14 protein-coding genes are annotated in these 13,035 nt (G+C 36.4%); 10 read left to right on the top strand and 4 right to left on the bottom strand.

The features are described 5' to 3' along the window. Nucleotides 1–149 precede the first annotated feature (149 nt). The 4 genes from lysS (at nt 150) to AABK36_RS12310 (ending at nt 3,932) form a co-directional block, all read left to right on the top strand. Nucleotides 150–1,892, top strand: coding sequence for a lysine--tRNA ligase (lysS, locus tag AABK36_RS12325; RefSeq protein WP_309938650.1), 1,743 nt, complete (start codon nt 150–152; stop codon nt 1,890–1,892). Nucleotides 1,893–1,972: 80 nt separating this feature from the next. Continuing rightward, on the top strand, nt 1,973–2,407 hold the full coding sequence (locus tag AABK36_RS12320) for a c-type cytochrome (protein WP_309938652.1): 435 nt from the start codon (nt 1,973–1,975) through the stop codon (nt 2,405–2,407). Nucleotides 2,408–2,470: 63 nt separating this feature from the next. Then, nucleotides 2,471–2,782 carry a hypothetical protein gene (locus tag AABK36_RS12315; RefSeq protein ID WP_309938654.1) on the top strand — a complete coding sequence of 104 codons (312 nt, stop codon included), beginning with the start codon at nt 2,471–2,473 and terminating at the stop codon, nt 2,780–2,782. Between the two features lie 121 nt (nt 2,783–2,903). Beyond that, nucleotides 2,904–3,932 carry a BamA/TamA family outer membrane protein gene (locus AABK36_RS12310; RefSeq protein ID WP_309938655.1) on the top strand — a complete coding sequence of 343 codons (1,029 nt, stop codon included), beginning with the start codon at nt 2,904–2,906 and terminating at the stop codon, nt 3,930–3,932. 8 nt (nt 3,933–3,940) lie between these two features. Here the strand turns inward: AABK36_RS12310 and AABK36_RS12305 are convergent, their stop codons facing one another. Next, nucleotides 3,941–4,255 (bottom strand): rhodanese-like domain-containing protein, encoded by a 315-nt coding sequence (locus AABK36_RS12305; protein WP_309938656.1) that lies wholly within the window; start codon nt 4,253–4,255, stop codon nt 3,941–3,943. Between the two features lie 176 nt (nt 4,256–4,431). On the opposite strand from AABK36_RS12305, the gene AABK36_RS12300 reads away from it, so the two are divergent. Then, nucleotides 4,432–4,839, top strand: coding sequence for an OsmC family protein (locus tag AABK36_RS12300; protein WP_309938658.1), 408 nt, complete (start codon nt 4,432–4,434; stop codon nt 4,837–4,839). Between the two features lie 38 nt (nt 4,840–4,877). Then, the gene (locus AABK36_RS12295) at nt 4,878–6,077 is read left to right on the top strand and encodes a protoporphyrinogen/coproporphyrinogen oxidase (protein ID WP_309938660.1); all 1,200 of its coding nucleotides are present in this window, start codon (nt 4,878–4,880) and stop codon (nt 6,075–6,077) included. Here the strand turns inward: AABK36_RS12295 and AABK36_RS12290 are convergent. Further along, on the bottom strand, nt 6,069–6,449 hold the full coding sequence (locus AABK36_RS12290) for a DoxX family protein (protein ID WP_309938663.1): 381 nt from the start codon (nt 6,447–6,449) through the stop codon (nt 6,069–6,071). The genes AABK36_RS12295 and AABK36_RS12290 overlap by 9 nt on opposite strands. 242 nt (nt 6,450–6,691) lie before the next feature. Between AABK36_RS12290 and AABK36_RS12285 the strand changes: the two genes are divergently transcribed. Then, complete coding sequence (locus tag AABK36_RS12285; protein ID WP_309938664.1) at nt 6,692–8,485, top strand: AMP-dependent synthetase/ligase; 1,794 nt, start codon at nt 6,692–6,694, stop codon at nt 8,483–8,485. Between the two features lie 27 nt (nt 8,486–8,512). Here the strand turns inward: AABK36_RS12285 and AABK36_RS12280 are convergent, their stop codons facing one another. Beyond that, entirely contained in the window at nt 8,513–9,010 is a 498-nt protein-coding gene (locus tag AABK36_RS12280; protein ID WP_309938665.1) for a threonine/serine exporter family protein, read from the bottom strand. Then, nucleotides 9,010–9,786, bottom strand: a complete 777-nt coding sequence (locus AABK36_RS12275) for a threonine/serine exporter family protein (RefSeq protein WP_309938666.1) — start codon at nt 9,784–9,786, stop codon at nt 9,010–9,012. Before AABK36_RS12275 ends, AABK36_RS12280 begins: the two co-directional genes overlap by 1 nt. 240 nt (nt 9,787–10,026) lie before the next feature. Here AABK36_RS12275 and AABK36_RS12270 point away from each other — a divergent pair, with 240 nt between their 5' ends. From AABK36_RS12270 to AABK36_RS12260, 3 genes are read left to right on the top strand one after another with little or no spacing between them, the layout of a single operon-like run. Beyond that, the gene (locus tag AABK36_RS12270) at nt 10,027–10,719 is read left to right on the top strand and encodes a potassium channel family protein (protein ID WP_309938667.1); all 693 of its coding nucleotides are present in this window, start codon (nt 10,027–10,029) and stop codon (nt 10,717–10,719) included. Between the two features lie 15 nt (nt 10,720–10,734). Then, nucleotides 10,735–12,651, top strand: coding sequence for a RecQ family ATP-dependent DNA helicase (locus tag AABK36_RS12265; RefSeq protein WP_309938668.1), 1,917 nt, complete (start codon nt 10,735–10,737; stop codon nt 12,649–12,651). 40 nt (nt 12,652–12,691) lie between these two features. Beyond that, nucleotides 12,692–13,024: an antibiotic biosynthesis monooxygenase family protein gene (locus tag AABK36_RS12260; RefSeq protein ID WP_309938669.1), complete on the top strand. Its 333-nt coding sequence runs from the start codon at nt 12,692–12,694 to the stop codon at nt 13,022–13,024. The last annotated feature ends 11 nt before the right edge of the window (nt 13,025–13,035 follow it).

Genomic DNA, 13,035 nt, shown 5'->3' with positions numbered 1-13,035 from the left:
TTTTATCAGTAGACGCCAAGGCACGGTGTTCAGAAATAATAATTGGAAAATATTGTTTTAAATGACTGATTGGACACATTTAAGTTCAATGTGATTTGTGATAAATCGCTAAGAATATTTATTTTTGTCGATCAATAAAATATCAAGAGATGTATCTGAGTGAACAAGAAATAAAAAGGCGCGATGAGCGTGAGCAATTGATGAAAATGGGTATTGACCCATATCCTGCTGAAGAATACGTAACCACTACGACAGCTCAGGAAATTAAAGAAAAGTTTGAAGAAGGAAGCGAAGAGTTTAAGGATATCAGCATTGCTGGTAGATTGATGAGTCGTAGAATCATGGGATCTGCTTCTTTTGCTGAAATCAAGGACCACACAGGGCGTATTCAAGTATATTTCCGTAGAGATGATATTTGCCCAGGAGAAAACAAGGACTTGTACAATACAGTGTTCAAGAAATTACTTGGCTTAGGGGATATTGTTGGATTGAAAGGCTTTGTTTTCAAGACTCAAGTTGGTGAAACGTCGATACATGTTACAGAATTCAAAGTATTGACGAAGTCATTGAGACCTTTGCCAGTGGTTAAGGAGACAAAAGATGAGAATGGCAATGTAGTTCAGCATGATGCTTTTTCCGATCCAGAGTTAAGATATAGACAGCGTTATGTTGATCTTATTGTTAACGATAAGGTGAAAGATACTTTCTTGAAGAGAACTCAGATAACGAACTCCATGAGAGAGTTCTTCAATGCTAAAGGATACTTGGAAGTTGAAACGCCAATATTGCAACCAATACCAGGTGGTGCGGCGGCTCGTCCATTTATCACTCATCATAATGCTCTTGATATTCCATTGTACTTGAGAATTGCTAATGAATTATATTTAAAAAGATTGATCGTTGGCGGTTTTGAAGGTGTGTACGAGTTTGCCAAGGACTTCAGAAATGAAGGAATGGATAGAACTCACAACCCTGAGTTCACAGTTATGGAAATCTATGTGGCTTACAAAGATTATGACTGGATGATGAAGTTCACAGAGCAAATGCTGGAAAAAGTTGCTTTGGACGTTCACGGGACTACTGAAGTTAAAGTTGGCGATCAAATGATCGACTTTAAGCCTCCTTACAAAAGAGTAACGATGTATGAAGCGATTGAAGAGTTTACAGGGTACAAAATCGCTGGAAAGTCGGAAAGCGAGTTGATTGAAATTTGCAAGGAACTTAATATAGAGACGGATGAAACAATGGGTAAAGGAAAGCTCATTGACGAGATCTTTGGTGAGAAATGTGAAGGAAATTATATCCAACCAACATTCATCACAGATTATCCTGTTGAGATGTCTCCATTGACTAAGAGGCATAGAAGCAATCCGGAGTTGACAGAGAGATTTGAATTAATGGTGAATGGAAAGGAAATAGCCAATTCTTATTCCGAGCTTAATGATCCGATTGATCAGAAAGAAAGATTTGAAGAGCAAATGAAGCTTTCTGAAAAAGGGGATGATGAGGCAATGTTTATTGATCATGATTTCTTGAGAGCTTTAGAGTATGGCATGCCTCCTACATCAGGGATGGGTATTGGAATAGATAGATTGACGATGTTGATGACTGATAATACATCGATACAAGAAGTATTATTCTTCCCTCAGATGCGTCCGGAAAAGAAACCTAAATATGCTTCAAATGAAGATTATATTGAAATTGGAATTCGTGAGGAACTTATACCAGTGATTCAAAAACTAGGTTTATTGACTATTGAGCAAGTGCAAAGCCAAGAGTTGAATAAGTTATTCAATGATGTTTGTGGAATGCGTAAGAAGCTCAAATTGAAAGATGTGAAAAACCCAAGCAAAGAAGAAGTCGAGCAATGGCTAAGCTTTGATGGAGAATAATTTTCGAAGATATTTAACTTAAAGGCAAACAGTTTAGTGTTTGCCTTTTTTTATTTTTAAAACTGAACAATAGATAGGTTATGGATATGAAACTTAAAATGAATGTTATCCCATTGTTTTTATTGATTCTTTTCTGTTTTGCCTCTTGTGGAGGTAGTAATAGCCCTGTCAAGCTTAAGCAGTATATGGTTAATGGACAAAGGGGATATGAGGCGAATTGCGCGAATTGTCATATGTCTGACGGTTCGGGCTTAGGCAAAGTTATTCCGCCATTGAAAGGAGCGGATTTCTTGGATAAGCATTTGGACCAAGTGATTTGCGGGATAAAGTATGGGATGGATGGGAAGATCATCGTTAATGGTGTGGAATATGATCAACCAATGCCTGGAAGCAAGTTCTTATCTGATATTGAGATTGCCGAGATCGTGACTTTTATTACCAATACTTGGGGAAATGGTAATGGAATTGTTACAATAGAACAAGTTCAAGGTCAATTAAAAAAATGCAATAATTAATTTTTGTCAAACAATTATTCCTTCAACTTGATATTAAGTAGAGGGATAATTGTTAGACTAATTATGAAGAAAGTCACTTTGGCTATAATTTTGGCAGTTATTTGGCTGCCGCTTCTTTTATTGCTGATTTTTGTGTTTAGGACCGAAGACTCTGACGATTACGGTTACTTAGAAAAATTAGACCAATTGCATGTTGGTTTGAAGACTTCTGATGTTGTCAAGATTTTAGGTCAACCGGAGGAAAAGTCTTATCAATTTCCAGATACTGTGTATGTGTACCCGGTTCCCAAAAGGAAGTCTGGAGAAATTGAGGTTTTTATAGATACAGCTGGACAAGTATCCAATATTATTTACGGCAATAACGAGTTTAAATAGAAAGGCGTTTATGAAGGAATATACAAAATTATGTATTTCAAACGAGCGCTTAATTAGCTTGTTATTCATGGTTATTTTAATGCCGCTTATTGGCGTAGAAGTAATAGCCCAAAATCAAAAAATGAAAATTATTACTCGACCTGATACATTGACGGGTATGAAAGGTAATGAGGGGCATTTTATTATTACACCAGCATTTAGTTATGCCCCGGAGACTGGTTTGGAGTATGGTATTTCAGGATTGTTTACGATGAAAGAACAGAAGCAGCCAAAGTACTTGTCTTTTGTTAATCCATATGTGTCTTACACGATCAGAAATCAGTTCACTTCAGAAATTAGAGTGAATTATTACACTCAAAAATATTTCAGTCAAAATGTATTGTCATTTATTTATTATCCCCTTTATTATTACGGAATAGGAAATAATACTAAGGCAGGCGATTATGAGTTTTATACATCCAAGCAAGTGTATATGCAAGGTAGAGTCATGTATGCGGTTGAAGATGATGTTTATCTAGGAGTTAGGTATAAAATTCAAAATAATCATTTGGTTCACTTTACAGACACTACTAAGTTTTATGAAGATCATTTGTTTGGTTTGTCAGGTGGTTGGAATATCGGTGTGGGTCCAATTCTGTTTTATGATACGCGTGACAATGCTCAGTATCCATCAAAAGGTGTCGCGCTAGAAATGAGTTGGGTGGACTATTTTGCGGTTTATCATTACTCTAATTTCCATTTTTTCTTAAGAAATTATTTTAATGTCAATAATGAAAAAAATGTACTTGCTTGGGCTTTGTCATTTAATATGATTAATGGCAGCGCGCCATTTTATGAATACAATCGATTAGGAGGCTCTAACGCTTTGAGAGGGTATCGTGATACTAGATTTATTGATAGGATTATGTGGTTTTATGAGGCGGAATTTCGAAGAAGCCTTTTTTGGAAAGTCAAAGGAGTGTTTTTCGCTGGTTTTGGCAATGTTCATCCACAATTGCATGATTTAACTTTGTATAGAACAAAGGTGGCATTGGGGGTAGGACTCAGATACAAAATATTCAAAGATCAAAAGCTTCACGTTGGCTTGGATTACGCTGTTGGCCTTGATAATGGCAATGGCTTTTACATAAGACTCGGTGAAGCTTTTTGATTATATGATTAGTATTGTTTTACCTCGTCATCAACTTGGTCGCCATATTCCAAGATTCCTCCCTTAAGGTTGAAAAGGTTGTCATATCCTAGTTGCTCCAAAGCCATTATCGCCTGTGCGCTTCTTTTACCGCTTCTGCACATTACGACTACTGTCTCGTCTTTGGAGATTTTATCTTTATCTTCCAATACAGTTCCAAGAGGAATGAGCGTGCCTCCGATATTCGTGAATTCGTATTCGTTAGGCTCTCTGACATCAATCAGCTGGAATTCCTCTTGATTGTCGATCATTTCTTTAAGTTCAAGCGCGCTTATTTCTTTCATTTTCTTATGGTTATTCGATGAAAACTCATTTTACGCAAATTGCGTTCTTGAAACTATAAAATAAACCTTTTACAAAAAACATATTTTTTAAAAAATAAATTTATAATTTCGATTGAGGAATTGATTCAGATATCCTTCAAATCGAAATTTTGATATAAGAATTAAAATATAGTAATATGAAAGTGGAATTAACTACAGATGGTTTTTCTTCAACAATGAAGGCTGTGAACGAAAAAGGAGCCCAGATCTCTTTAGGAGCTTCAGCTGATGCTGAGAATGCTTTGATTAGCCCAATGGAGCTAGTGTTGGCAGGTGCTGGTGGTTGCAGTACTATTGATATTGTAAGCATCCTTAAGAAGCAAAAACAAGAAGTTAGAGATATTAAAGTGGATATCGAGGGCGATAGAGTTGAGGATATTCCGCGTGTCTTTAGAAAGATAAATATGCATTATAAAGTTTATGGAGATGTGGATGCTTCAAAGGTAGAGAGAGCAATAGCGCTTTCAGTTGAAAAGTATTGCTCTGTAAGCAAAATGTTGGAAAGCTCTGTAGAGATAACAACTAGTTTTGAAGTTATTTCTTGATAAGTAATATTTAGAATTCACAGCTAATAAAGTTTGATATGTTGTCGCAAAATTATGATGCAATAATTGTGGGAGGTGGTATAAGTGGCTTTTCCATGGCGCATTACTTGTCCAATTCCGGGAAAAAAGTATTGATTCTTGAAAAAGAAAATGAGCCTGGAGGATGTGTCAACACTCCTTACTTTTCTAACGAACAGTTTTGGTTGGAAATGGGAGCGCATACATGCTATAATTCATATAAGCATCTTTGCGACATTGTTAAAAGCAGGGGCTTGTTGAATCAGGTTATTCCACAGGAAAAACTCAGATATGCTATTTTGAAAGAAGGGAAAGAAAAGTCAATCTTTTCAGAATTGAGTTTGGCAGGCTTGATGTTCAATATGCCAAAGGCTTTTTTCAAGTCGAAAGAAGGATTGACTGTCAAAGAGTATTATCAGAGTCTCATGGGGGAGAAGAACTATGAGAATGTTGGGAAGCTGATGTTCAATGCGGTCATATCGCAAAAAGCTGATGCATTCCCTGCTGAGATTTTTTTAAAGATGCGGAAGGAGAGAGATGCTGATTTTCCTAAAAAATTCACCTTCAAAAAAGGCTTGGGGCAGGTTTTTGAGCAAATAATGTTGGATGATAATGTTAATGTGGCATTTCAAGCCGAGGTCAGTCAAATTCGTTTTGAGAATAACATTTACAGGTTGGATGTCAATGGAAAAGAAGTCAAAACAGAGAATTTGGCCTTGGCGACGAGTGCTAAAGTCGCTTCTGAATTATTAAAAAGTGTCAAACCAACGATTTCAAGCAGATTGGACAAAATCCCGTCAAAACAAGTCAAATCAATAGGTCTAGTGGTGAAAAAATCCAAAGTAGAGCATTTAAAGCCATTGGCCGTCCTATTGCCTGTTGGGGATATATTTTATTCATTAGTTAGTAGGGATACTGTCCCTCATGATACCTTGCGAGCATTTACGTTTCATTTGAAAGATTCTGAAGTTCCTGTGATTCAGGCTTTGGAAAGAGCTATGCATATCTTGGGGGTGAGAAAAGAAGATGTGGTGGATGTGAAAAATAAGACGCATGAACTAGGTACTTTGCATCTGGATTCATTAACGGCGACTCAAGAACTTGATGAATTGCTTCCTTCAGTACCGGGACTTTATTTGGTTGGGAATTATTTTTTAGGTTTGTCATTGGAAGATTGTGTGGAAAGGGCCAGTCGAGAAAGCGAAAGGCTGTTAAAATAAAGAAATGTTGATGTATGAGTCCAATGAGTATTTGCCTGCTCCGGTAAAGAAGATTGCCAAGTAGATCAATAGATAATGCAATACAAATTCGTGTTCTTCATAACTGTAGCCTTTATGGACTTCAAGTACGATGATACACATCATGGCAAATAAGGCAAATGCTGCAAGCTGTGTGAATAGGCCAAGTATGAGCAATAGCGAGCATATGATTTGTATTGTAAGGGTTATATTGAGAGATGTTTTTACATTCCAATTAAATGGGGCGGGAAACTTAGTGAGCCATTCTGAATAATTTTTGAGTTTCCCAAAACTAATTTTTATCAACATTAGTGAAATGCCGATTCTAAGTATTAATAAGCCTATATCTATCATCGATTTTTATTTTGAAATATGAAATTAGTAAAAATATATTAAGAGGTGCTTTTCTGAATTCTTTTTTCTCAGGTTTCCATATGGATGAAATCATTTTGACTGAGGATTAAACAAATTGAGTAATTTTAGGCTTAAGATTCAAAGGCTATTTGGCAATGTTGTTAAACAGAGAGTAAAATGCTAAATTGCTTTCTCTTCTTCATAATGTTTGCAAGTAATAGGAGAGAATAATTTCGATAAGTATGGATTATTTACCTTTGGCGCTATTGATTAGAGAGCGCGTAGAGAAGTATAAAGATAAAGATGCTCTTAGATATAAAGACGGCGAAGAGTGGTCTGCACTGACATGGACTGAGTTTGGCGATAGAATAGATCGTTTGTCAAAAGCTTTGTTGAAGTCTGGTGTCGCTGAAGGCGAGAAAGTCGCTATTTTTTCACAAAATATGCCGGAGTGGACAATTACGGATTTTAGCGCGCTGAGTGTTAAAGCTGTGCCGGTTCCAATCTATGCTACAAACACCGCTGGTCAGGCTGATTATATTCTTAATGACGCTGAGATAAGATTTGTATTTGTTGGAGAGCAAGAGCAATATGAGAAAGCTTTTCAATTGGTTGCGACTAATTCTAGAATAGAGAAGATTATCGTATTTGACAAGTCTGTCAAGCTTTACCAAAGCAGTCATTCTATTTATTTGGAGGATTTTATCAATGATGATTTTGATGAATCTTTAGAAGTAGAGTTGAAAAGAAGGCTGGATTTGATTGTAGGCTCTGATTTGGCAACTTTAATATATACCTCCGGAACAACTGGAGAGCCGAAAGGAGTAATGCTTGATAATGATAATGTATTGACGCAGCTTAAATCGCATGATGATTTGCTTGAAGTTGACGATTCTGATGTTTCAATGGCATTTCTGCCGCTTAGTCATATATTTGAGAGGGCTTGGACATATTATGCATTGCATAAAGGCATGGAGGTGGCTTATTTGTCAAATCCAAAAAGTGTTGCGGATGCTATAAAAGAAGTGCAACCTACAATCGTATGCACAGTGCCAAGGTTCTATGAAAAAATATATAATCTGATTTATACAAAGCTCGAAAGCGCGCCTAATATGAAGAAAAAGTTGTTCAATTGGGCGGTTTCTGTAGGTAAAAAGCATTTCGAATTTAAAAGAAAAGATATTCCAGCCCCATGGTTGCTTCAAACAAAGTATGAGCTTGCTGATAAGCTTGTGTTCAGTAAAATCAGAGCGAATTTGGGAGGTAAGATTAAAATGTCGCCATGTGGAGGAGCTAGACTATCCGATGATATTAATCTTTTTTTCAATGCTATTGGAGTGAATGTGAAATTAGGCTATGGCCTGACTGAAACTGTGGCAACGGTTGCTACTTTCAAAGGGAATAGTTTTATCGCTGGCACGGTAGGAAAACCATTGGCTGGAATTGAAATTAAAATAGCTGAGAATGATGAAATTTTGGTCAAGGGAGGTAATGTAATGAAAGGGTATTACAATAAGCCTGAGAAGACCAATGAGGTTTTTACTGATGATGGTTGGTTTAGAACTGGAGATGCCGGTAAAATCGATGCTGAGGGTAATTTGATTATTACCGAAAGGCTTAAAGATTTGATGAAAACATCAGGAGGCAAGTACATCGCTCCTCAACAAATCGAAACGACTATTGGCAATGACCATTATATAGAACAGATTGCAGTTATTGGAGATGACCGAAAATATGTAACAGCTTTGATAGTTCCAGCTTTTGAGGCATTGAAGGAATATGCGGAGCAGAGAAATATAAAGTTTGACAATGTAAAGGATATTGTCAATGATAAAAGAATTATAGACTTCTTTAAAGAGAGAATTGATAAACTGCAAATAGAATTGGCTCGTTTTGAGCAGATTAAGAAATTTACTTTGTTGAGCGAAGAGTTTACTATCGAAAGAGGGGAGATTACTCCAACTTTGAAAATCAAAAGAAAAGTAATACTTCAACGATATCATGATTTGATTGATAAAATGTACATTGAAGTATAATTATAGCCCGGCACTTGCTGGGCTTTTTTAGTCATAATGCCTTGATAGTTTATTATTGCAGATAAAGGTTTTGTAAGTCATGATTGGTATGAATAATCCGACTGAAATTCCAAGGAAAATTAACGAAGCTTTGATCGCATTTACTGATGCTTGAATTAAGTAAAGTTCTGTAAGATTGCTTGTGAGGTCAGTTTGGTTGATTAGTTTGATTGATAAAATTAAGGCATTATAAGCGAAATAACCCGGGACCATTGGTATTAAGGAACATACTGCAAAAATCAGGGGTAAAGTTCGAAGCTTGTGAGCTATGCTTATGGCAAGTATGCCTATGGTTATAGATCCAAAAAATGAACCTAAGACGATGTTGCCCCAATGAAACTGAATGAATAGAAACCTGACAATATACCCGACGATTCCTAATAAACATGTCGTTGGTATTGCCTTTCGATTTAGGTTGAATAATATAGAGAAGCCAATAATGATGAAAACCACCCATATAAGTTCTTCAGCAAGCTTGAGTATCATTACATCCAATTTTTAAATCCTAATATTGTTATTGAGAAAACTATGCCTATCGCAATGCCTGTAAGAATGCCGAAGGCGGATAATAATCTTGAGATGCTGCTGTCGTTATAGCCGTGGAAAGCATCAGCTGTGGCTGTGATTATAGCGACGCCGGGAATCAAAAATAATACGCATGTGGAAATGACAAATCGTGATATTTCTCCAAAGCACATTTGCAGTAATAGCCCTGCGACAAAACTTGCCACAAAGGCTGAAAATATTGGGGTCAAATAATGATTGATTTGATGTTTGGTTAAGAAGATTTTTGTTTGCATGCCGAGAAACGCGCCAATGAAAGTGAAGGGCATTTCTATGTATTTACCACCAAATAAATAACAGAAGCCAGCGCAAGATAATGAAACGGATAAAGATGTCAATAAAGGAGAGTATCTGCCTGTTTTTTTGATCTCTTCAATTCTATTTAAGATTTCATCTTCAGTAATATCTTTTTCTAAGATATCCCAAGTCAAATGGTTGAGAAGAGAAAGCATGTTCATATTAATGCTTTTAAATGCATAACTGCACGCTCCGCTAATTTTACTGCAAGGGGATTCTTTTTTCCAGACAGATATGCATACTCCTCTGTAAGTGATCAGCAGATCAAATTCTAAGTTGAATTTTTTTGAAATTCGATTTAAAGAGCTATTGATCCTTGTGGTATGGCCACCACAGGAAATTACGGCCTTTGTGAATTCCAACATAATTAGCATTACTTTTTCATTCTTATTCGAATCCATGGAAAATGTTTTTTTAGTTTAATAGCAATATTAATGCAATTGACAACGGGCTTGGGATTCTATAAGCAAAGATCAATTTGATGTATCTTAGACATTATCACAATTGTTTTTTATACCATTTTATTTCCTTCAGGAGGAAATGCCAAGTAAAAAGATCAAAAAAATCTAATCGTGAAAAACATTATTTTAGAAACAATTAGTTTTTTGTAAATTTCACTTCACAATTTTTGATTAGAAATAATGAATAAATTAAAAAGAGAAGAGTTCTTTCAGAGGTATCGCTTCGAGATATTGGCAATAGCCTTATCCATTAATTTTTTATTGCCTGAATTTTCAGGACAATTTGTGCTAAATACTATTTCAGGGACTTTGTCTTTTACATTATTGGTAATTTCTGGATTGTCTTTAGTGGAAAAGATAAAAAAGCGTACAAGAAGAATGTTTTTGCTAAATGGGCTTATATTGATAATGGTCCAAATAATTTATTCTCTTAGTATATTATTTCCTAATAGCCTGCAAATGATCACTAATTATGGCTATTTTTTATATTTATTATATTTCGCTTTTTTTGTTTCAATTACTTATCATCTTTTTTTGCAGATATCCAGAATCAAGACAATTTCTCAAAGTGTGATTGTTGGAGCCTTAGCGGGGTATTTATTAATTGGAACTTTAGGCTTTTTTGTGTTTATGGCTTTGGAGATGACCATTGGTGGCACGCTGAGTAATTTAAATTCAGAAAGTATGGTTAAAGATATATACTACTATAGCTTTGTTACTTTGACGACGATAGGCTATGGAGATATCACGCCTTTGCATAATTACACTAGAGACTTGTCGGTGTTTTTGGGTGTTATAGGACAGTTTTATTTGACAGTAACAGTTGCTTCTTTAGTGAGTAAATATTTAAGTCAGTCTAAGCAAACTAAATAAATAAAATCTGAGGATATGATGAAGCCCAAGGAAGCTTTGAAGAGGTATTGGGGCTATGATTCTTTCAGGGACTTGCAGTTGGAAATAATCAATTACTGTTTGGCGGGGAAAGATACTTTAGCATTGCTGCCTACTGGTGGTGGGAAGTCTATTTGTTTTCAAGTTCCGGCTATGTGCAAAGAAGGAATTTGCATAGTAGTTAGTCCTTTGATCGCTTTGATGAAGGATCAGGTTGATCAATTGACAAAGAGGGGGATTAGAGCTGTTGCGATCCATTCAGGTATGACTAAAAGAGAAATAGATGTTTCGCTGGATAATTGCAAATATGGCGATTATAAGTTCTTGTATGTGTCTCCGGAAAGGTTGAAAACGGAACTTTTTATTGAGCGGGCTAAGCAAATGAATGTAAGCTTAATCGCTGTTGACGAAGCGCATTGTATCAGTCAATGGGGATATGATTTTAGACCTTCATATTTGCAGATTGAAGAGTTCAGAAGTTATTTCCCGGAGGTGAATGTGATCGCTCTTACAGCCACGGCTACAAAAGAAGTAAGAGAGGATATTTGCGGGAAGTTGAATTTCAAAAACCATAAGATATTTTTCAAGAGCTTTTATCGTAAGAATTTGTCTTACTCTGTGCGAAAAACTATTGATAAGGAAAGAAAGTTGGTCGAAATTCTTAGTAAAGTAAAAGGCTCAGCAGTAGTATATGTACGCAACAGAAAAAGGTGCAAAGAAGTCGCTCATTATTTGGTTTCATACGGGGTGAATGCGGATTTTTACCATGCGGGTTTGTTGCCTGAGGAAAGAGGAATTAAACAACAACGATGGATTTCAGGGAGCAGCCAAGTGATGGTGGCGACCAATGCATTTGGTATGGGAATAGACAAACCAGATGTGAGGGTTGTTGCGCATTTGGATTTGCCGGATACTTTGGAGGCATACTATCAAGAGGCTGGAAGAGCTGGTAGAGATGAGAAAAAAGCTTATGCCGTAATATTAGCGACTGATTATGATGCAAAAAGAATGCTTGATATGGTTGGAAAATCGTATCCTGAAATTGATGAATTGAAAAAGACGTATCAGTTTTTGGCAAATTATTTCAAAGTGGCTGTGGGGAGCAGTTTTATGGCTTCTTATGACTTTGATATTTCTGATTTTTGTGATTTGTATCATTTGGAGCCTTATGGGGTTTTTCAAAGCTTGAAGAAACTCGAAGAGCAAAATCTTATTTTATTCAACGAAGCATATAATAACCCTTCCAAGTTGTTTATAAAAGTGTCGAATCAAGCATTGTATGAATTTCAGTTATTCAATGAAATGTTTGATTTGTTGATTAAGGCGATGTTGAGAATTTATGGAGGAGAGCTATTTACGGATTACAAGAAAATATCGGAAAGCCAACTAGCTAGTTTGTTGCAAAAGTCTGTCAGGGATATTAGAAGTTTGCTAAGGCAATTGCACGAGCGCCAGATTATAGATTATATCCCAAATAATAATCAACCTAAAATTACTTACTTGACGCAAAGGCAAGAAGCAAATAGCTTGAGTCTTGATTTGACTGCCTATGAAAAAAGGAAGAAAGAAGTTGAGTTCAAGGGAAGGGCTGTTGTCAAGTACTTTCAAAATGATGAAAAGTGCAGATCCTTGCAATTGCAGAGTTATTTTGGAGAGCAGTCTAATGTGGTTTGCGGTATATGTGATGTTTGCGTGGAGGAAAAAAAAGCAACTAAAAGCATCATGGCAGATCTTGATGTGATCAAAACGAGAATAATGTTGGAGCTGAGCAAGGGTGCATTGGATATCTCTGCGCTTTCCGGTCGCGTGAAATTTGATGATCAAAAAGCTTTTGAAAAAGCAATAACCAATTTGCTTGAGACAAGGATGATAGAGTACAATAATCAAGGCCGATTGGTATTGTCTGGGGCTTGATTTTATGGATATGAAGAGATTTTTTGAAGAATAAAATTAGATGATGATGAGTAATGAGTTGATCGCGAACACGCCAAAACCGCCATATTACGCGGTGGTTTTCACTTCTGTAAGAGTGGATGACGATGGAATGGAATATGGCAAGATGGCTGAGTTGATGGGGAAGCTTGCAAGCGAGCAAGAAGGTTTTTTAGGAGTGGAAAGTGCTCGGGAGCAGGTAGGGATTACTGTTTCTTATTGGAAAGACGAGGCTTCGATATTGAAATGGAAACAAAACTTGCAACACAGAATAGCTCAAGAAAAGGGCAAGAGCGAGTGGTACCAAAGTTATCGCACGAGGGTTTGCAAGGTGGAGAGGGATTATGGTATTTGAAATTGAAGTGT

This window comes from Aureibacter tunicatorum, from assembly GCF_036492635.1.
GTDB classification, from domain to species: Bacteria; Bacteroidota; Bacteroidia; order Cytophagales; family Cyclobacteriaceae; genus Aureibacter; species Aureibacter tunicatorum.
Note: the sequence above shows the minus strand (reverse complement) of the source record. Positions and strands in the feature narration are given on the sequence as shown.